General features: G+C 63.7%; 17 protein-coding genes. All 17 read right to left on the bottom strand.

The genetic code is table 11. From position 1 onward, the window contains the following. Positions 1-46: 46 nt before the first annotated feature. Positions 47-1,369 (bottom strand): UDP-glucose dehydrogenase family protein, encoded by a 1,323-nt coding sequence (locus AC3A35_RS06490; protein WP_487435143.1) that lies wholly within the window; start codon positions 1,367-1,369, stop codon positions 47-49. 25 nt (positions 1,370-1,394) lie between these two features. Next, complete coding sequence (locus tag AC3A35_RS06485; protein ID WP_487435142.1) at positions 1,395-2,789, bottom strand: Coenzyme F420 hydrogenase/dehydrogenase, beta subunit C-terminal domain; 1,395 nt, start codon at positions 2,787-2,789, stop codon at positions 1,395-1,397. An 11-nt stretch (positions 2,790-2,800) separates the two neighbouring features. Continuing rightward, positions 2,801-4,078, bottom strand: a complete 1,278-nt coding sequence (locus AC3A35_RS06480; protein WP_487435141.1) for a polysaccharide pyruvyl transferase family protein — start codon at positions 4,076-4,078, stop codon at positions 2,801-2,803. A gap of 40 nt (positions 4,079-4,118) precedes the next feature. Further along, on the bottom strand, positions 4,119-5,609 hold the full coding sequence (locus tag AC3A35_RS06475) for a lipopolysaccharide biosynthesis protein (protein ID WP_487435140.1): 1,491 nt from the start codon (positions 5,607-5,609) through the stop codon (positions 4,119-4,121). Beyond that, positions 5,600-6,652, bottom strand: a complete 1,053-nt coding sequence (locus AC3A35_RS06470) for a glycosyltransferase (protein ID WP_487435139.1) — start codon at positions 6,650-6,652, stop codon at positions 5,600-5,602. The genes AC3A35_RS06475 and AC3A35_RS06470 overlap by 10 nt, the downstream gene beginning before the upstream one ends. A gap of 87 nt (positions 6,653-6,739) precedes the next feature. Beyond that, complete coding sequence (locus AC3A35_RS06465; protein WP_487435138.1) at positions 6,740-7,588, bottom strand: glycosyltransferase; 849 nt, start codon at positions 7,586-7,588, stop codon at positions 6,740-6,742. A gap of 278 nt (positions 7,589-7,866) precedes the next feature. Beyond that, a complete protein-coding gene (locus AC3A35_RS06460) occupies positions 7,867-8,625 on the bottom strand; it encodes a WecB/TagA/CpsF family glycosyltransferase (protein ID WP_487435137.1) in 759 nt (252 codons plus the stop codon). Next, positions 8,622-9,806, bottom strand: a complete 1,185-nt coding sequence (locus tag AC3A35_RS06455; protein WP_487435136.1) for a glycosyltransferase family 2 protein — start codon at positions 9,804-9,806, stop codon at positions 8,622-8,624. The genes AC3A35_RS06460 and AC3A35_RS06455 overlap by 4 nt, the downstream gene beginning before the upstream one ends. Next, positions 9,803-11,008 (bottom strand): glycosyltransferase family 4 protein, encoded by a 1,206-nt coding sequence (locus AC3A35_RS06450; protein ID WP_487435134.1) that lies wholly within the window; start codon positions 11,006-11,008, stop codon positions 9,803-9,805. The genes AC3A35_RS06455 and AC3A35_RS06450 overlap by 4 nt, the downstream gene beginning before the upstream one ends. 52 nt (positions 11,009-11,060) lie before the next feature. After that, on the bottom strand, positions 11,061-11,600 hold the full coding sequence (locus AC3A35_RS06445; protein WP_487435133.1) for a serine O-acetyltransferase: 540 nt from the start codon (positions 11,598-11,600) through the stop codon (positions 11,061-11,063). Further along, positions 11,600-12,994 (bottom strand): Atrophin-1 multi-domain protein, encoded by a 1,395-nt coding sequence (locus AC3A35_RS06440; protein WP_487435132.1) that lies wholly within the window; start codon positions 12,992-12,994, stop codon positions 11,600-11,602. Before AC3A35_RS06440 ends, AC3A35_RS06445 begins: the two co-directional genes overlap by 1 nt. An 18-nt stretch (positions 12,995-13,012) precedes the next feature. Next, positions 13,013-14,428 carry an MBOAT family O-acyltransferase gene (locus AC3A35_RS06435; RefSeq protein WP_487435131.1) on the bottom strand — a complete coding sequence of 472 codons (1,416 nt, stop codon included), beginning with the start codon at positions 14,426-14,428 and terminating at the stop codon, positions 13,013-13,015. Next, positions 14,425-15,462 (bottom strand): SGNH/GDSL hydrolase family protein, encoded by a 1,038-nt coding sequence (locus tag AC3A35_RS06430; protein WP_487435129.1) that lies wholly within the window; start codon positions 15,460-15,462, stop codon positions 14,425-14,427. The genes AC3A35_RS06435 and AC3A35_RS06430 overlap by 4 nt, the downstream gene beginning before the upstream one ends. Beyond that, a complete protein-coding gene (locus tag AC3A35_RS06425) occupies positions 15,459-16,922 on the bottom strand; it encodes an O-antigen ligase family protein (RefSeq protein ID WP_487435128.1) in 1,464 nt (487 codons plus the stop codon). The genes AC3A35_RS06430 and AC3A35_RS06425 overlap by 4 nt, the downstream gene beginning before the upstream one ends. Further along, entirely contained in the window at positions 16,919-17,827 is a 909-nt protein-coding gene (gene epsG, locus AC3A35_RS06420) for a chain length determinant protein tyrosine kinase EpsG (protein WP_487435127.1), read from the bottom strand. Before epsG ends, AC3A35_RS06425 begins: the two co-directional genes overlap by 4 nt. Then, positions 17,824-19,218, bottom strand: a complete 1,395-nt coding sequence (gene epsF / locus AC3A35_RS06415) for a chain length determinant protein EpsF (RefSeq protein WP_487435125.1) — start codon at positions 19,216-19,218, stop codon at positions 17,824-17,826. The genes epsG and epsF overlap by 4 nt, the downstream gene beginning before the upstream one ends. A 15-nt stretch (positions 19,219-19,233) precedes the next feature. Next, positions 19,234-20,040, bottom strand: coding sequence for a polysaccharide export protein EpsE (gene epsE, locus AC3A35_RS06410; protein WP_487435124.1), 807 nt, complete (start codon positions 20,038-20,040; stop codon positions 19,234-19,236). Positions 20,041-20,054 lie beyond the last annotated feature (14 nt).

The following is a 20,054-nucleotide window of genomic DNA, read 5'->3' as shown; positions in this document are numbered from 1 at the left end:
GACAACGTCTTATCGTGTACCGCACAACGAAGCGGCAGCGACCTGCTCACCGCCGCCCGATCCCGAAGTACTCGATCCCCTGCGCCCGCACCAATGCGGGGTCATACATATTCCGTCCATCGAAGATCACCGGCGACCGCAGCCGGCTCTTGATCACATCGAAGTCGGGACTGCGAAATTCCTTCCATTCGGTCACGATCACCAGCGCATCGGCCCCTTCGAGTGCGCTCTTGGGGCGCCCGGCATAGGTCAGCCGCGTTTCGTCGCCGAAAATGCGCTCGCTCTCCAGCATCGACACCGGATCGTAGGCGGTCACCGTCGCCCCCCGCTTGAACAGTTCCGCGATGATCACCCGGCTCGGCGCGTCGCGCATGTCGTCGGTATTGGGCTTGAAGGCCAGCCCCCACATTGCGAAGCGCTTGCCGGACAGATCGTCGCCAAAACGCGCCACGATCTTGTCTATCAGCACATGCTTCTGCGCATCGTTGGCCTCTTCCACCGCGGTCAGCACCCGCAAGCTGTTCCCATGCTCGCCCGCGGTCTTGATCAGCGCCTTCACGTCCTTCGGAAAGCACGACCCGCCATAGCCGCAACCCGCATACAGAAAATGCCAGCCGATCCGCGGATCACTGCCGATCCCCTGGCGCACCAGTTCGATATCGGCCCCCAGCGTCTCGGCCAGGTTGGCCAGCTCGTTCATGAAGCTGATCCGCGTCGCGAGCATCGCGTTTGCCGCGTACTTGGTCAGTTCGGCCGAGCGCACATCCATGAATACCAGCTTGTCGTGGTTGCGCTGGAACGGCGCGTACAACTGACGCATCAGCGCAATCGCCTGCTCGTCGTCCGCACCCACCACGATCCGGTCCGGGCGCATGAAGTCATCGACCGCGGCACCCTCTTTCAGAAACTCGGGATTCGATACCACGCTGAAGGCCACATCGCTTCCGCGTGCGGCCAGCTCTTCGGCCACCGCCGCCCGCACCTTGTCCGCGGTACCCACCGGCACGGTGGATTTGTCCACGATCACCCGGTAACCATCCATGTACTTGCCGATATTGCGCGCCGCCGCCAGTACATATTGAAGATCGGCCGAACCATCCTCGTCCGGCGGCGTGCCGACCGCAATGAACTGGACGCTGCCATACCTGGCGGCGCGCTCGACATCGGTGGTAAAGGACAGACGACCCGCCTCCACGTTGCGCCGGACCATTTCCAGCAGGCCGGGCTCGTGGATGGGGATCCCGCCATCCTCGAGGATTCTGATTTTCTCCGCATCGACGTCGAGGCACAGCACGTCGTTGCCGACATCGGCCAGGCACGCGCCGGATACCAAACCCACGTACCCCGTCCCAATCACGGTCAGTTTCATCTCGTTTCTCCCCTTCCAGACAATTTCATGAGTTCACCCGTACCATAGACCCTATCGCACGCCGCAACACGCGCCCAAGGCGAGCGCGAATGCGCACCACCAGGCCCGGCCTGTTGAGACGCTCGTACTTCTCGACCAGGGGCTGTATGCACGACATGAAGTACTCCAGTTCAACCCGCTGCTTTGCGTCGGCGAACAGGCGATGGCTGCGATCGGAGATTATCCGGCGCTGACGTACCAAGGCCTTGCGCTGAGCCGACACGGGCAAGCCGCCCGGTGCGATTCGTTTCAATGGAATCCACTTCCCCGCGCGCAGGTCATCGGCCAGCCGCACGGAGAGGCCATCGCGGCGGTGGCGGAAATTCCCCCCCTGGGATTCCGCGGCGCGGGCCGCCGACAGCGCATCGAGCACGATCTCGCCGGATGCCCTGCCGTCCTCGATAATCCGCTCGATGGTGGCGTTGCGGGTCAGCACGATATTGGTCCCACGCCAGTCGGCCCGGTATTCGGGCAACCACGCATCGCCAAAAACCACGTCTGCGGTCTCGGCGAAGATGTCGTCGCAATAGTTGCAGGCATTGAGCTGGAACATCCCATGTCCCCAGTTGCCGCCGTGAAGCTCGTAGGTCGGCCGGGTGACCCATTCGTCGGCGCCTTTCTGCAGCACACCGAAGTCGTAGCGTCCAGCGTCCCGGCCGCGCGCCTTGACCCGAAAATCCACGGCCTCCACGTCGGCCGGCGCCACGCCGCACTGCCAGGCAAGGAACTCGGCGAATGCGGCCGACTTCAGATGGCCGCAGACGAGCCCGACGAAGTACTGCAGTTGCTGCGCCAGCACCGCATCCTCGAAGCAGGTGAGGCGTGCCGCCTTGACGAAACATGGAACGCCCACCAGGGCATAACGCAGGCCATCACCACGGATCTCGGCCAGGACCTCGCCCAGGGTGGTCGAGTAGTAGGCGGACTTGCGCTTGCCACGGAGTTGGGTCGGCGAGCGCGAAACCGAATACGAAAACAGGTCCCCGCCGCCGCGTCCGACGTGAATGACGCCGTCCACATGACCGCCTTCGAGCAGTTTGCCGACGAGCCAGCTGGTCAGCCCGCCCGAACTGCTCTCGTTCAGGTAGTCGTCCGATGCCACCCGCCCGGCGTATATGGAACGGTACTTGCCGATCCTGGGATCGCTGACGGGCGCGTCGTGGATCACCCGTTCGGCAACGGTGTCCTCGTTCGCGGCTTCGTTGGCGAAGGGGCAGACCCTGCTCGCCGTCTCGAGGACCTCGCGCTCCACCTGCGCGAGGTCGGCGACAAAGAAGCCGTAGCCGCCTTTACGGACGGGAATCGCGCCGTGCGTTACGACCGAGCATGCGCCGCAACCGACGCAGATCCCGTTTTCAACCACATTCTGGATAGTAGGCACGCCCGCTCTCCTCACCGGTATCCGAACGTCGCCGCGCCCGCCTGCGGCAACTGACTTCCGTAGGCGTAGTTCAGCCGCGACCGCTCGGTGACCAGTGGAAGCCGCGCGGCGATGTGATCCCGGACCTCTTCGATGCGATCGAGCACGTCGTCGGCAACGGCAATGATGCGTGCGCCGAAGCCCACGCAGGGATCGATGCAGAGCGCTTCGGTGCCGAACAACTGCATCAGCCCCTCGACCTTGCCTTGAGTTGCCAGCGTGATCGCCGGCGCGCCGCTATAGAAAGACATGATCGCGAGGTGCATGCGACCCGTGATCACCAGGGTGGCACGCGCGGTCAAGCCGCGTATCGCTGCCGGGCCGAGCACGCGCTCGACCAGGATGATGTCCGGGTCGGCCAGGGCGTTGTGGATCTCGCGACAGACCACCATGTCATCGGCGCCAGGCCTCACCACATGGGGCAGCAAGACCACCTTCAGCCCCCGTCGCCGGAGGTGGTGGATCACCGCGACATACTCCTCCACCTGGGACACGGATTCTCCAACGAGCCCGCTGGCGTTCACCAGCGCGATGCGCGCGTCGGCGGGCACGGAGGCGAGAAGACGGTCGGCCGTATCCTGATCGACCATGCGCGCCGAGAACACCGTGTCCGCCGCATCCACCACGTTCATCAGGCCGTCGGCGCGGGCCCGCGCCGCCGACACCGGATCCCGGAGCAGCAGCTGGGTGCCCGCCCGCGACGCGGCCAGAAGGGCACGCCGGGCCTGCGGATGGGCCCTGCCGTTCCAGCTGAAGCCAAGCACCCTGGCATCCACTCCGGCCCTGCGCGCCAGGCGGGCCAGATTGGCACGGTTCACTGAGGCGCGTGGGTTGTAGGCCCCATCCATGATATCGGCCCCCACCACCGCAACCGATCTCGCCCCGCGCAGCAAGCGACGGTAAGCGACAATATCGACAAGACGGCGAGGCAAGCCGCCGTACACCAGAGACGTGAGCGCGAGCACCCGCACCCGCGCGGCGTGAGCCGGAGGTACGCTCACCTCCCGCGGGTCGCGGACGACAATCACCACCTCGCCATCGGTGTTGTCGAGGAAGGCCTCGACCATCGCCTGATCGCCGATATTGCCACCACCCGGCGGAGCGATCAGTACATGCCGACCGGGATCGCTCCCCCGGCCCGGGATGAGGGCAAACACGACACGGTCGACGATGGACAGCAGCCGCGGGTTGGAGGCGATCTCCCGTAGCCCCGATTTGATCCGGTCAAGCCTGCGATCATTGGTATTCATGTGTTTCCCTTGATTCCTTGCCAACAAAATGGCCTTGATCTCACGGTGCCCGCAGCAGCGACCGGCTATGGACGATGCTGGTCACGCTGCGCCGAAAGGCCGGCCACGTCACGCGCACCAGAAGGAAGGCCACGATCATCGTCACCCCGCCGACCACGAGACGGCCCGACATCGAGGTGGCCAGCGTTACGGACGCGAGCGCAGACGCCAGCCCGCATGTGCCGTAGCCGCCGATCACCAGCACGCCGTTACCCAGCATGCGTCCGATCGGCGCCCCGGAGTTCCGCAACCACGCGAGCGCGCCCAGCCAGCTCAGCGCGAGCCCTGCCGAATGCGCCGTCGCGACGCCGAGCACGCCCCACTGGGTTCCGAACAGGATCGCGCAGATGAAGACGAAGCGCGAGACCAGCGCAAACCGAAAATGCGACCCGCTCAGCCCCTTCGACAGAAACACCCAGTAGCTGGCATAGCCCGCCGCCTGAAACACGCCACCGAAAGCGAGGATCTGGAAGATCGGCACGGCCGGCGCCCACTGCGGCCCGAGCACCAGCAGAATCAGCGGCTCGGCCTGCGCGCAGCCAAAGGCAAACATTCCCACGATCACGTGCAGCATCGTTTCCTGGCCGCGGATCAGGAAGGCATCGTAGCGTTCGCGCTCATCCTTCAATCGCGACAGTATCGGCAGCGCGACCGTGGTTGCCGGAGCGTTGATCTGGTTCAAGGGCATCATCAGCAACTGGTAGGCGCGGTTGTACAGACCGAGCACTTCGGCCCCGAAACGATTGCCGATGACCAGCGTGTCCACGTTGCGGGCCAGATAGGCGATGAGCTGGGTGTTCATCAGGTTCCACCCGAAGCGCAGGAAGGGCCCCATCGCCGCGCCACGCCGCGGCACCCCGGGGCACCAGCGGCTCGCGACCACCAGCAACACCAGCGTGGCAACGATCTGACCGACCTGCTGGCCGACCAGCGACCAGTATCCGTGGCCCCCCAAGGCCATTGCCACTCCGATCGACAACCCGGCGGCCTGGCTGGCCACATCGACCAGTGCGAGTGCGCCGAAGCGCATCTCGCGGACGAGCTGGGCGCGATACTGGGTGGCCAATCCGTTGAGGAGGAAGGTGATCGACAGGGCCTGCGCGATCGCCTGCAGCAAGGGCTGATCGTAGAACCGGGAAATCCACGGCGCCGCCGCGTAGACCACCGCAGCGAGCGCCAGTCCGATTGCGCTGTTGATCCAGAACAGGTTGGTCCGCTGCTGCGCAGACACACTGGCCGCCTGGATCGCCGCCGACGACAGCCCGAAGTCGCGCAACACTTCGCCGACGCCGATGATCGCGACCACCATTGCCAGCAGGCCATAGTCGGTTGGCGACAGCAGCCGGGCGAGGATGATGATCCCGCCGAACTGAAGCAGGGTCTTGACCACCTGACCGCCCATCGTCACCAACGCACCGCGGGCGGCGGTGCCACCGAGTTGCCTGCTGGCCGGAGCCGGGATGGAGGCGGCGGCATCCTCCCTCAAGGACATGCATCCTCCACCGGTTCGCCATGGATCGCAGCCAGGTAGGCGCGGTAGTGGCGGACCCCGGCATCCAGCCAATCGCGCCGCGAGAAGTCGGGGGTCGGGGCACGCTGGTCCGATCGGACCTGGCGCAGCGTCCGCAGCAGCGTCTCGCTGCTCAGCTCATCGTCGTACATGTACACCCACCCGGGGCCGACCTCCTCGGCGAGCGCTTCGTTGGCAGCGTTGCGCGGTACCAGGACGGGTCGATCAAGCGACAAGGCCAGCAGTACCGAACCGGAATTGTGCATCTGCCGGAATGGCAGCACGACCAGCTCCGCTTCGCCGATCTCGTGGGCCAGCGTCACCTCGTCGACATAGGCGAGCACCGCCCCCACCCGTGGATCGATCGCGCAGGCGTGGTCGATCTGCGCCCGTAGTTCCGCTGTCGCCGGATGGCCGACAATGCGCAGCCCGAGTCCATGTGCCCGCTCCGGCGCGATCGCACGGAATGACTCCAGTAGTGATTCGACGCCCTTGTAGGGACGGATCAGTCCGAAGTACAGCAGGCGTCCCGGCACCGTCGCCGGCACCACTTTGGTGGCGAACCAGTCGCGGTAATGTCCGTGCAGGATGGTCACCGTCTGCGGCGCACGACCCTCGGTCGTTGCATTCAGACGAATCCACATCCGGGTCTGGCGGTCGAGCAGACCGAGCAGGAGACGTTCGATCGAACTGGCCCCTTCGTGCGGTTCGAGATTGTGCATCGTGCGTACCACCGGCCGACGCAGCGTGGCCATGCGCACGATGAAGGCGAGGAAAAGTCCGTACTGAACGGGCTTGCTCCGGCCGTGCTCGCGCAGCAGGAATTCGGGCCAATGCACGTGGAACACGTCATAGCGCCCGAACAAGGCCTTACCCCAGGAGAAGAATTCCACTTCGGCGTGCGGCCCGATCGCCGACAGCACCTGCTTCAGGTAGGGATTGTCATTCTCGGTCTGTTGCCGCAATGACTGCAGCACCCTGATTCGTGGCCGCCGCGCGGCCCGACCCGCCTCATCGGCCCGCATCTGTCATCTCCTGTCGCGTCGGAGGAAAAACCACCATCTTTTCCAAGAATCGATCCAGAACAAGTAGTGAAATCAAAAGAACAGGCCTTATCTCAAGCTGGCCTTGATCAGACCGACAAACCCCGGAAACCACAAGCCGAGACTCGCAAACTTCGTGTAATCCTTGATACTTGGCTTCACCCCGTACAAGCGCGCAAAAAGCTGCAGATACAACATCTGCACTCTCCTGCCGTTGCCGTGCGTATGCGAATCGACCAGGATTCCCAAAGCTCGTCGGAGCTTATCCTCACTGCGCTGGGATATCCGATCCTTGCGCGGCGAGTTCTCGAAGTTGTAGGTCGCCTTGTTCACGAGCCGTCCCGGGCCGAACAGCTTCAACACCCGCATGAAAAACTCGAGATCCTGCCACGCGGGAAGCTCCGGATTGAACAGACCGGCATCCAGAAAATGACTTCTCGGGGCAAAGATCTGATTGCCGACCACGTTCTCGACAAACATGTCCTCGAATCTCGCCAGATCGGGCTTGTTGGTCTGATGGGTAATCTTTCCGAACTCGACCACATTGAGTTGCGAATACAGACATGAGGGCGCCTTTGATCCGCTCAGCCTGAACCGCTCCCATGCCAGCACGAAACTCTCGAGCCGGTCCGGCGTAAACTCGTCGTCATCGTCGAGCCCGGTGACAAACTCGCCCCGGGCTTCCAGGATCGCAATGTTGCGCGCCGCGGCACCACCGACCGACTGGCTGTTGTGGATGGCACGAACACGCGGATCCGCCGACCGCGCACGCTCGATCACTGCAGCCGTATCGTCGTCCGATCCGTCATTGACGATCAGAAGTTCAAAGTTCTCGTAGGTTTGCCGCAACACGGAGTCAATTGCGTTGCTGAGCATCCCGGCCCGATTCTTGGTGGGCATATATACGCTGATCAACATCGGCTCTTTCCCTCGATCCATTCAATTACGACGCATTGGAACAATTGTGCCCGCCGGAACGGGACGCCCGCGTTCCGCATCGATCCGGACTTTCCGCAAAAACACCGCGAGCCCATCGGGATCCGGCCGGTATTGGCCGTGGCCGCATCAGCATCGAGGCGGATCGGCCCGCGTCGCCGCCCCGCGTCCGATCTTCCGCCCGGGTGCGTTTCGGGCGTGCCGTGGTCCGCCAGCGGCGGCTCAGGATCGCAATCATCATGCCTCCTGTTGCGTGCGCTTCATCGGACACTCGAGCCTCGGCAACGCCAGGCCCTGAGCACGAAAACGGGATTGCCGACGACATAGCGGAGGAACAGACGCCGCGGCTCGAGCACCAGCCGATACGCCCACTCCATGCCGAAACGCCGGACCCACTCCGGCGCGCGCCCGACCTTGCCGCCGAGGAAGTCGATGATCGCGCCCCCGCACACGATCAGCGCACCCCCCGCCACCACGGCGCGCAAGGCGCTCGCCACCCGCTCCTGCTTCGGCATCCCCATGCCGAGCACGATCAGCTCCGGTTGCAGCAGTTCGGCGCGCTCGCAATAGAGGGCGGGGGACTGGAAACCGTCCTCGCACGACACCACACGTACCCCGAACTCCAGCTCGCAATGGATCGCGGCAGTACTCAGATACGGCTCGCTGGTGCCCCAAAGGGCAATCCGGCGACCGCGGAAAGCCGAAAGCAGGCGCGGAATGAAATCGGTACCATTCAGATTCAGGCCGGGCTGACGTCCCTGCAAGCGGTACAGCAGGGCCATCCCCGAACCGTCACGAAGCAGGACATCCGCATCGAGCAGGGCCGCGCGGAAGGCCGGATCGGTCACCACCGAATTCATCGCATGGGCGTTGACGAAGGCGAGGATCCGCGTTGTCTTGCTCGATGCGAGTTCGTCGACGAGTCGAACAACCGCCGCCTCCGAATCCACCGTGTGTATCCGGTCGACGATCGGCGCCCAGTGCGCGCCGAACGAGGACGGCCATTCAATCGGGCTCATGATCCATCCCTCCGCGAACGCACCCATTCGACCTGCCGGCCGATGACGAATCGGCAATAGAGCGGGATCTTCGACAATGCATACAGCGGCGCCGTGACGAGATCGCCGAACGACACGATGTTCCGACCGCAGCCGAACCATGCGAGCAATACCGCAAGGCCGAACAGCACGAAGGACACCCCGCCGAGCAGTAGCGGCAGCCCCGACCCGCCAAGGGCAAGCACCAGCGTGCCTGCCGCCACCTGAGCGCCAAGCGCCAGCGCGAGCAAGGCCAGCGGCGGCACGCACAGGTCGAGCACCAGCGCCGTCAGGGGCAGGTCGAAACGCGCCAGGGATCGCAACAGCAAGCCGGGGGCCTCGCCGAGAATCATCCCCAGATGCCCGTGCTCCCACCGCGTTCGCTGCGCATGCGCGCCCTCCGCCGAGACCGGAAACACACTGCTGACCAGCGCTTCGGAGCAGAACAGGGGCGGCTGCCCCACCCGGGCCAGGTCCAGCCCGAGCTTCAGATCCTCCACGATATGACCCTTGCCCAGATCGGCATCGCGTATCGATTCCCACGGAAAGGCCATTCCGGTTCCCATCAACTGGCACGGAAGACCGAGTCGCTGGTAGCCGAGGGGCCTCATCAGATTCTTGACGGCCCAGGCGAACTCCGCGATGCGCAACTTCAGGCCGCCCCCGGACGGCGCATGCATCAGGTACAGGGCCTGCACGGGGCGCCCCGCCTCCCCGCAGACCCGCGCGAGACGGTCGAGCGTGCCGCGACCGAGGCGGCAGTCGGCGTCGATCACGATCACGACCTCCGGCGGGTCGACCTCCAGCTGTCGCATGCCGAAATCGAGGGCATAGCCCTTGCCCCGGCGCTCGGGATCGGTACGCACGGCAGTCTCGGCACCGGCCGCCGACGCCAGCAGGGCCGTGTCGTCGCTGCAGTTGTCCGCGACCACAAGCACCCGGTCACCGGTTGCGAGCTGGTCGACGATCCCTCTCACCGTGGCAACGATACCCAGCGCCTCGTCATGCGCCGGTACCAGTACGGCAACACGGGGACGGTGCGCCGTCGCCCGCCGCCTGCGCTGGCGCGACGGGAGCGCGACCAGGATCTGCACCAACAGTACTGCCACCGGCACGAGCAGCAGCAGCGCGAGCAGCGACAACAGGATGGAGACGATGCTCATGCGAACGACTCCTGAAATAGCCGCCCCAGCTTTGCCGCCTCGACATCGACGTCATGGCGCTCGAGTACCAGCTGGCGGCCCGCGTCACCCATGCGCTCCAGGGTCTCGGGACTTGTTGCCAGGACCGTCTCCAGCACCGCGGCAAGCATCTCCACCGATCCGGCCGGAAACAGCCATCCGTTCTCCGCCGGTCGCACCAGCTCGGGAATACCGGCCACGTAGGTCGATAGGACCGGCCGGCACAAGGCCAGCGCCTCCATGATCACCACCGGCAAGCCCTCGGCAAAGCTCGGCAGCACCAGCGCGCGGGCCGCGAGGATCTCCTCCCGCACCTGTGCGCTGCTGATCCACCCCGTGATTCGCACCTTGCCCTCCAGCCCGTGCCGGGCAATCAGGCGCTCGATCTCCCCGCGCAGTTCACCGTCACCGGCGAGCACCACCTCGAAATCGACGTTCCTCGCCGCCAACTGAGCGAGCGCTCCGACAAGCAACAACTGCCCCTTCTGCTCACACAGGCGGCCGACGCACACGATCCGCGGAGACGACGGAACGGGCTGGGCCCGCTCCTCGTGGAACGCGTCCTCGAGGCCGCAATGGACAACCTTGATCCGGTCCCAGTGGCCGTGCTCCACCCACCGGTACAGCTGGCTGCGCCCGAACGAGCTGATGGCGACGACAAACGCTGCGCGGCGCACCTTTTCGGCCGTGCCCAGGAACTGCGGTTTGTCGAACTCCTCGGGTCCATGCACGGTAAAACTGTACGGAAGGCCGGTCAGCGCATTGATGAGCATTGCCACTTCGGCAGGATTGGTGCCGAAATGCGCATGCAGATGCCGCGCACCGAAGCTGCGCAGGGCCGACAGCGCAGCGCAGGCCTCCGCCAGATAGATGAGGTGATAGGGCCACGGGCGCTCGGCCCTGCGTCCCATCTTCAGCGCAAGCGCCAACCCGCCGAAGAATCGGCCGGGGCTCGCCCAGGCCACCTTGGCGACGTCCCTGGCCAGCGACCACACCCCGCCCTGCAGCAGATAGTTCGTACGGCCCTGCTCCTGCCGGTCCTCGACGTCGACCAACTCCGCATCCCACCCTCTCACGGCGATGCGAAGCACTTCGAAACCCTGTCGCTCCAGGGCGAGAATTTCCCGCCGAATGAAACTGTGGCTCACTTTCGGATACTGATTGATCAAATAGGCGATTCTCAAATCGTCCTCCAGAGACAGAAATTGCCGGCATCGAGCCGGGCCGGTGCGCGCGTCACGAGTGCATCTCCTTGCGCACGATGCGCGCCGGGGCCCCGATCGCCGTCGCGCCATCGGGCACGTCACACAGGACCACCGAAAGCGCACCGATACGACAGTTGTTGCCGATGCGGACACCACCGATCACCTGCGCATAGGCGCCGAATTCGACGTTGTCGCCGATAACGGGGACTGCCCCGCCCTCGCGCCGATTACCGATCGTCACCCCCTGGCGCAAGGTGCAGTTGGCTCCCATGACGACATCGGAATGAATGAAGATGCCCCCGAAATGCCAGATGCGCAGACCGGGCCCGATCGACGCCTCCTTCGGCAGGCTGATCCCGGTCAGGGTCTCGACCAGCCGAAAGAGCAGCCAGTAGCCGCGGGTCAGCCAGCGCCGCCTGAATCCGGACGGCAGCGCATCGACCCGGCGTCCGAAGCGATACACCCAGATCGCTGCCAACGACTGCTCGCGCAGCCAGGCGCGGCCGCCCCCGCAACGGGCGAGATCGGCTTGCCAGCCGCCTGCCGCCGCCACGATGCCGCTGTCGGTCATCAAGGCAACGCGAGCAGCGAGCCGCCCACGCTGGAGCCGTCGCCGGAGGTGCCGCTATAGGCCGTCAATACCACCCCGACCGGACCCGATGGCCAGGTAATGACCGAGGATTGCCCGGCCCCCAGCTCGCCGCTATCGGCATGCAACACGCCGCCGTCCCCATACAGCCGAAGACGTAGCGCCGCGCCACCACTGGCCTTGGCCGTCAGCTGGTAGCGCCGTCCCGCCTCCGGGCGCGCCCACGACACGGTGCTGACATTGCGCCCGGAACGATTGCTCTGAACGATGCGCTCCGTGCTCACCGGGAATACCACCGCCTGGGCCCAGGTCTCGAACGTGCCGATCGCCGGTCCGCGCTCCAGACGCCACGGCCCGCGCATCGACAGGCGGTTCAAGTTGGACTCCATCTTCATCGGCCAGCCCGCACCGTCGACCCAGTCCGACACCGCAACCACCTGGCGCAGCGCGGCGCGGATCCGGTCCAGATCGCGCGCCACGACCGAATCCCATCCCGAGCGGTGCAGCTTGTAGCCGCTGCCGTTCTCCACGTAGATGACGAAGGGCGTGCCGTGATTGCGATCGACCACGTAGGCCCCGTGGACCTTGAGCGTTTCCGCGACCTTGCGAAGATCGGGATTGGCGATGCCGGCGGTATCGAATGTCGCTGGCAGCATCATCAGGGCGCCCTCCGCAATCGCGCCGGAATTGGTCGTCGCCGCGTTGCGGTCCGCCGACGTGGCCGGAAATATGTAGGTCGGATCCGCACTCAAGGCGTTGAAGGTGAGCGACATCGCCAGCGCATGCTGAAAATGCGGCTGGCCGTCGTCGATCTCATGCTTGCGGATCAGGCCGCCCATCGTCGGCACGCCGGCCGCACGCGCGCCCTGGAAGTAGTGTCCCGGCTCGCCCCAGCCCCGCCCGTCGAGCTTCGTCCAGCTGTACTGGGTGGCGCGCCACTGACCGTCCTCCTGGCGCAGCTGAAAGAACGAATGCACCACGCCCATCTCGGGGTCGACGATGTCCGCATGCCCATCGCTGCCGATCGCCGGGCTGACCCCTGCCGGCCACCGGGGAATACGAACGTTGGGCCGATACGCTTCCGCATCCGGATCCCAGACCCCCGCCTTGCCCGCTAGCGGCAACACCACGACCGGCGGATCGGAGGGACGCGCGAGAAATACGCCGGTGGACCACTTGCCCCCCGCGACGGTCGGAGAGTAGTCCGATTTCGGCACCTCGAAATCCCCCAGCACCGGATTCAGCGGCCGGGCATTCCATGGCGAGTCAACCGTGAACGGTCGCTCATACGTGCCAAACTCCGCACCGCATACAACCGACGCATGGACGAGTCCGGCGCCGGCAATGGCAAACATCAAAGCAACAGGTCGTCGCATGGCGGGGGCCTCCAGTGGCTAAAAGGCGAAATAGATGAATCCGCTTCCTCCGGCCGAGAGCATCAGCAGGAGGTAGAAGGTCGCCGCAAAAACGCCACCCGAGACGACCGATGGCAAGCGATGGACAGCGTGAACCAGCCGCCCATCGAAGCGGGCCGGCACGAAATGTAGCGCCAGCGCCGCCCCCATCAACAACGCCACCAGCAGTGGCAGATCGAATGGACCGACCGCGACATTGGCGAACATGGCTTCGACAAAAGCACGCGCTTCCGCAATTCCGTCCGCGCGGAAAAGAATGCGGGAAAAGGACACGAAATTGAAAACAAAAGCCCATTTCAGGCCAACCCGAACCCAGGATAGCTGATCCGCCGTTCTGCCCAGACGTTCGTTCCGCAACCTGATGTAACGCTCCGCGGCGACGACGCTTCCATGAAGAACCCCGTACAGCACGAAGTTCCAGCCGGCGCCATGCCATATCCCGATCGCAATGAACGTAACGAGCAGATTGAAATAGACATTTCCGTATCGCGACCCGCCTAGACCGTGAAAAAGATAGTCCCGAAAGAAACTCGACATGGAAATATGCCAGCGCTGCCAGAACTGCGAGACCGTCAACGCGGCATATGGCATCCGGAAGTTTTCCATCAGGTCGAAACCGAAAACCTTGGCAACGCCCCTGGCAATGTCGGTATAGCCCGAAAGATCCATATAGATCTGGAGGGTGTAGGCATAAACGGCAAGAACGAGAAACAGCGTCGAGAAGTCGGACGGATTTGCGAATGCGGGATCGACGATATGAACGGCAAACAGATCGGCAAAAACGATCTTCTTTACAAAACCACGCGCGATCAGGAAAAACCCCTCGGCAGTGCGCTCCGCCGACAGCGCGCCGCCCTTTGAAATCTGCGGGAGAAGATCGCCTGCCCTGTTGATCGGACCCGACAGCAGAGACGGAAAGAACGACAGGAACAACAGGACGTCGAGCGGATTCCGGTGCGCTGAAAACCTGCCCCGGTGGACGTCGATGACATAAGCCAGGCCCTGGAAGGTGAAGAACGAAATACCGACCGGCGCCACCACCTGCAGAACGCCCACATGCAAACCGAGCACATCAAACAGCGCCGCCAGCTCGGCAACGAAAAAACTCATGTACTTGAAGTAGGCGAGCACGCCGAGCGGAACCGCTACTGCACCCGCAAGAACCCACTTCTTCGCCCGATCCTGCAATGGCAGACCAAGCACGCGCGCAGCCAGATAGTAGAAGATCGACAGGCCGAGCAGCGGCAGGCCGAACCGCCAATCGAACGTCATGTAGAAATAATACGATCCCAACAAGAGAACGATCTTTCTGGACGTACCGGTCTTGCAGATACCCCATGCGCACAGCCAGAGGACAACCGTGAAGATGAAAAACCCGGAAGACTGGAAACTCATCGGTCGCCCTGCAGATCGATATGGGTCCGGATAAAGTTCGCCAATTTGTCACTGACAAACGCTTCGCCCCGCCGGTTGAAGTGAGTCGCGTCGCCGAAAAAATCGGCCCCCGCCGGAACCACGCTTGCCAGATCGAACAGGGGCAGCGAGCGCTGAGCCGAAACCTTGCGCAGAATGTCGTTATGCGCGTCATACACGCGATTCAGCTCGCTCATCGACATGCACGAAACATAGCCTCTGACGGAAGCGGAAAGCCGCCATTGGGTGGCTTCGTCCTGGTTCCCGGAGAATGCCCGTGCGCCGGTCACCAGGATCACGTGCTTTGACGCATCAAGGGCCTCATCAACCAAGCTGGAAACGGACTGTTGAAACCGGTCGTATTCAATCTCCTTGCCTGCCTCACGGGTAGAGGTCGAGACCGCCGGTCGAAGAGCATCGCTACGGCGGCGAACGGTGTTGAACGACATCCACCAATCGGGCAGCGAGAGATAGGGCAAGCCTCGACGCTCCCGCACCTGACGGACTCCGCAATAGTCGGAAACGTCGTTGAAGCCCGGATAGATCACGAGAATATCCGTATGCAGGACGTCAGCGAGACGACGCAACATCCGTCTTTGGTCGTCCACACGATACCCGGCGATACCGGCGTTGATGGGCGTAACCTCGGCGGAAAGATCCCGCGCCAGCTTCCGGGCGGTGAGGTAGGCAAAGGTCTCCTCGTTCTTGGCGGCAAGTTCTCCCATCACCGTCGAGGCCCCCAGGAACATGACCTTCAGCGAACGGGCTGATGAGGACCCGGCAATTTCCGGCGACCTGAGGCCATACGAGTTAACGACGAATCCATCCCTCGAATAGGCAGGATTCAGTAACTTGAGTCCGCTTTCGGCATCGGTCACGTATTTGGTTTCGTCGTTCAACAGTGCCACGACGCCCTGCCCATGGCGTACATAGGCGTATGCCTGATTCATCACCTCGGCGAGGACGATGACAAGCACAAAAGTGACAAAGACCTTGATCAGCTTCGCGCTCGTCATTCAATCACCCAGCCATCATGGGTGGTCCGTGCGGGATGAACCTGCGCCGGGCCATCCGGCGGTGCCACCTCGGATCGATTCTGAATATGCCTGACCGACGCGACCCCCGCCCCGAGAATGATCCACACATACCAGTTGAATGCGAGATAGATCAGCATGTTGTCCGACAGGCTGATGATTACATACTGGATCGCCACTGCCAGCAGCACGAATGCACCCAGCCGGTCGATAGCGGCATAACGGCTTACCGTTCTCGCGACGCCGGCCAGCAACATGACATAGGCAAACAGACCAATCAGGCCGAGATCGAAGAACATCTGCACATAGACGTTGTGTGCGCCGGCCTCCATTCCACCGGACATGGAGAAAAATCCCGGCGAATAGTGTTTGAATCCGCCGACGCCATAGCCCGCAACATAGCGGATTGGCTCCATCCAGCTCAGGCCGTCCTCCCAGATCAGTTGGCGCCAGGCGAAGGAGTTCAGTTTTGCGTAGCGAACCAGTTCATTGCCCTCGGCCAGGTCAAGCAATCGCTCGCTGACGCTGGGAATGAGCAGGGCGAGAAAGGGGGCAATGCATAGATACAGGAGGTAGCGGCGCTCGAACATCAGCGCATAGATAAAGAAGATGGCGAAGCACGCGACCCATGCACTGCGGGTTTTCGTCATCAGCAACAGGACCAGCAACAGCACGAGATACGCCCAGGCCGGCCAGCGCAGTTGATTGGGCAGCTTGAAGTTTGGCGATTTCAGTGCATAGAGGAGCAAGGAGACGACCGTAACCAGGTAGAAGGCGAAAATGTTGGGATGCGTGAATGTGCTCTTGAGCCTGAAGTCGCCGATCGCGCCAGCATGCGCGGCGATATCGAACAGCGCATAGAGCACCGGCAAAATGGAAGAGAACAGCACCAGGCGCACGCAGGGCCGAATGTCCCCGGTTCGCTCCACGTAGAAATAGGCCGCCAGAAAGACCGCAAAGTAGGACAGCACGGCGAGCAGCGCCTTGACGGCATCCCCGGGGTTGGGCGAATACAGCACGCCGGCGGCGAACACTGCGATGAAGGCGAACCACCAGCGCTGCCCCTGGAAGACATCCTTCTTGCGCGACTCGACGATCAGAACAGTGACGATCAGGAGCACGGCGAGGTTGATCAGCCCGCCCAGACCAATTGAGAGCGGCCCGACCGAGACTTTGGTGGTTTCAAAGAAGACATCGCCTGCGGAGCGGATCAGCAGGATGGCGGTGAGCAGGAAGAACTTGTCAACGAGAAAGACGATCGCCAGCGCAAGTGCGAGCGGCAGCAGCAGCAACCTTCCGACGCTGTCCCCCATGAAGCTCGCGTACACCGGAACGAGCCCCCCCAGTCCGAGGGCGATGACCGCCAGCAGCACGTAGGGCGCGCCGCGCCCGAGCGCCGCCAGGGACATGGGTTCGGCACGAAGCGCGGCAGGCTTGCTCATCGGCTCGCGGGCAGGGAGCGGCCGTATTCGGTGCGGGCGGCCTGAGTCAGGACCGTACCGACGATCGTGGCACCGGCATCCCTGACCGCAGCGCAATGCGCGCGGACGGCGCCCAAGCGGGAATGATTGAGCCGGGTGACGATCAGCGTGCCCCCCGCCCTGACCGTCAAGGTATTGGCCTCGGCGTAGCGGCTGGCTGGCGGCGTATCGATCAGAATGACGTCATAGCGGGCGCTACAGTACTGCAACAGCGCGGGCAAGTGGAACTTGGACAGGATTTCCTGCGGGTTCGGCGGCAGCGGCCCCGATCCAAGCACCGAGAGGTCGAGGAGCCCCGGCACCGTGCTGATCGCCTCTTCGCCCGCGCGTCCGGAGAGGATGGTCGACAGGCCGGTGCGATTGTCCAGCCCGAACAAGCGGTGTTGAGCCGGTTTGCGCAGATCGGCATCGATCACGAGCGTGCGCTCGCCCAACTGGGAGAAAACGACGCCCAGATTGGCCACCAGCCAGGAGCGCCCTTCCGCCGACGCCGGGCTGCTCACCACCAGACACTTGCGCCCGTCGGCCTTGTCGAACCAGCGCAGCATCAGCTGGCTGCGCAGCGCCCGCAGGGCTTCGACCGCAGAAGAGAACGGCGCGTAGGCAGCGCTGACCTCTTCGCTCACTTTGCTCTCTCCGGGTCTCAGATAGGGATACTCGAACTGGCGGGACATCGCAAAGGCAATGTCGTCGGTGCTGAGCACCTTCAGCTTCAATGCGGCATCTCCGAACATGAGCCTCTCCTCGCGCTGCAGTCTGAGGATCCGTTCGGCATCGGCCGGGGTCAGCCGGCCGGCGTCCATGAGAATTGCACCGATCGACCGCTTGGTCGTCGCTTCCAGAACCTTGTAATTGGGCGCGTTCACTGCGGCCTCCCTAGGCGGAGAATGCGGGCTTCCTGCTCGAGGTGACGTACTTGGATGCGGGGGACACTTCCGAGGAAGGGCACCGCCGGCAACACGATGAGATCGTCCTCGCTACGGAGATACCGATCCCGGACTTCGAGCAGCAGCGCGGCGCCGATGCCCAGAATCCCGCCGACCAGCATGCCGAGCCCGACAATGATCAGTTTCCGCGGGCCAGCCGGATAAATCGGTGCGGTGGCGGCGGTGAGGATGGCGACGTTGGTCTGCTGCATCTGGCTCTCGAGACTCGTCTGCGCGAACCGCTGCGCGACCAGATCGTAGGATCGCTGTGCGGCCTCCACATCACGTTGCAGGACCGCGATCTGATCGCGATGGGACTTGAGCTTGAGCACGCGCGCCCGCTGCTCCTCGACCGCAGCGGCGATCTCGGCTTCCCTTGCGTTGCTGATCCGGGTCGTCGCGCCCAATGAACTCGCGACCCGAAGGACCTCGGTGGCCACGCGCTCACGCAGCGACGCGAGCTCTGCGTTGATCCGTGCAAGCTCGGGGTGATTCGGACCCACGCGACCGAGCAACTGCCCTCTCTCGGCCTCCCGGCGAGCCACATCCGCCTTCAGACCCGAAATCAGCGGATTCTGCATGACTTCCGGAAGCGACTCGGCCAGTCCGGCCTGGCTCTGGCGCGAACGACTGTCGGCACGCTGGCCCTGGACGATCACCAATTGGGTCGAAAGCTCCGCCAGACGGGCCGTTTCGACATCGAGCCGCCCATCGGCCGCAATGATGCCGTTTTGCTGCTCGTAGTCGGACAGACGCTTCTGGGCGCGCTCCAGATCTTCACGGAGCCCCATGGTGCGTTCATCGAACCATTTGGCGTATTGCCGCGCCGGCTCGACCTTCAGTTCAAGCGTCGTGTCGATATAGGCCTGTGCAAAAGCATTGGTGATGCGGGCCGCCGATTGCGGATCACTGCCCTTGTAGGCGATGGTAATGACGCTGCTCTCCCGCGACGGCCTGACTTCGAGCTTGCTCTTGAGCGCGGCGGCCGCCCAGACCTCGATCGAACCTTCCCCCCCGGTTGCGGCCTGCCACTGTTCCTGCATCAACGGAAGTTTGTCGACCCCGGTCAGTGCGACCACGCGTTGCGCGACCCGGTCGGAGCGGATGATGTCCATCTGGGTCGCAAGATACCCATCGGCCATTTGCGAGGGGAGAAATGCGCCCAACACCGGATCCGCTGACTTGATGTCGACCACGACCGCAGTTTCGGCGGCGTACTGTTTGGGCAACAGCAGGCTGACGACGAGGGCCGCGACCACCACTGCGACAAAAGTGGCGACGATGACCCAGAACCGGGCGCGGAGAATGAGGAACAGCTGCTGGATAGTCATATATCGCCTCGCGGATCAGAACAGACTTTCCTTGACGTAGATAACATCGTCGTCCTTGAGCAGGTCGTCGAGCTGAGGCTCGAATACCTTGAGCGTGCCGTCCGGATCGCGGCGGTGGATACGCAGACCCCGCGTGGTGCCGCGCAGGGTGGTGCCGCCCCCGGTGGCCAGCCCCTGCATCACGCTCATGTTGCGTTCGAGGCGGAAGGAACCTGGACGCTGGACTTCGCCGTAGATGTAGATGACCGGCGCGCGACTGACGAAAATCCGGTCGCCGGAGGCCAGCACGGTATCCCCCGACAGGTCGCCACCCGCGAACAGCGACGGCAGATCGATCTCGCGGCGGACTTGCTTGCCATCGCGGACTCCGACCAGCACCACGGTGTCCGCCCCGGCCGGTGATATTCCGCCCGCCGTGGCCAGCAGATCGGTGAGGCGAAGGTTTGCGGTTTCCAGCGGGTAGCGTCCGGGACGGTTTACCTCCCCGAGCACGGCAACCTGATTGCCGCGGACCTGCACCGGCAACAGGTTGACCTGCGGCTGCAGCACGAAGCCGCCCTCACGCAGACGGGCCGCGATGGCGGCTTCGGCCGCTGACAGGCTCTTGCCGCCAACCGCAACCGGCCCGATCAGCGGAAAGGTGAGCATGCCGGATTCGGACACCCTGGCCTCGGTGGTGAGGTCGGGGTTCTGGAACACGGTGATGCGGACGACATCGCCGGCCCCGAGCATGTACTCGTAAGTGTCGGCAAATGCGCTCGTCACCAGTCCGAAGACCAGCGCGGCGACGGCGACGAATTTCTGCAATGGATTCGATTTCATGGTCGGATTTTTCC

The organism is Azoarcus sp. Soil_N_20 (assembly GCF_057656155.1).
This window is presented reverse-complemented; position numbering and strand designations above follow the sequence as displayed.

Coding starts and splice junctions, on each gene's coding strand:
- AC3A35_RS06490 (WP_487435143.1), bottom strand. CDS start 1,369: ATGAAACTGACCGTGATTGGGACGGGGTACGTGGGTTTGGTATCCGGC.
- AC3A35_RS06480 (WP_487435141.1), bottom strand. CDS start 4,078: ATGAATACCAATGATCGCAGGCTTGACCGGATCAAATCGGGGCTACGG.
- AC3A35_RS06475 (WP_487435140.1), bottom strand. CDS start 5,609: ATGTCCTTGAGGGAGGATGCCGCCGCCTCCATCCCGGCTCCGGCCAGC.
- AC3A35_RS06470 (WP_487435139.1), bottom strand. CDS start 6,652: ATGCGGGCCGATGAGGCGGGTCGGGCCGCGCGGCGGCCACGAATCAGG.
- AC3A35_RS06465 (WP_487435138.1), bottom strand. CDS start 7,588: ATGTTGATCAGCGTATATATGCCCACCAAGAATCGGGCCGGGATGCTC.
- AC3A35_RS06460 (WP_487435137.1), bottom strand. CDS start 8,625: ATGAGCCCGATTGAATGGCCGTCCTCGTTCGGCGCGCACTGGGCGCCG.
- AC3A35_RS06455 (WP_487435136.1), bottom strand. CDS start 9,806: ATGAGCATCGTCTCCATCCTGTTGTCGCTGCTCGCGCTGCTGCTGCTC.
- AC3A35_RS06445 (WP_487435133.1), bottom strand. CDS start 11,600: ATGACCGACAGCGGCATCGTGGCGGCGGCAGGCGGCTGGCAAGCCGAT.
- AC3A35_RS06440 (WP_487435132.1), bottom strand. CDS start 12,994: ATGCGACGACCTGTTGCTTTGATGTTTGCCATTGCCGGCGCCGGACTC.
- AC3A35_RS06435 (WP_487435131.1), bottom strand. CDS start 14,428: ATGAGTTTCCAGTCTTCCGGGTTTTTCATCTTCACGGTTGTCCTCTGG.
- AC3A35_RS06430 (WP_487435129.1), bottom strand. CDS start 15,462: ATGACGAGCGCGAAGCTGATCAAGGTCTTTGTCACTTTTGTGCTTGTC.
- AC3A35_RS06425 (WP_487435128.1), bottom strand. CDS start 16,922: ATGAGCAAGCCTGCCGCGCTTCGTGCCGAACCCATGTCCCTGGCGGCG.
- epsF (WP_487435125.1), bottom strand. CDS start 19,218: ATGACTATCCAGCAGCTGTTCCTCATTCTCCGCGCCCGGTTCTGGGTC.
- epsE (WP_487435124.1), bottom strand. CDS start 20,040: ATGAAATCGAATCCATTGCAGAAATTCGTCGCCGTCGCCGCGCTGGTC.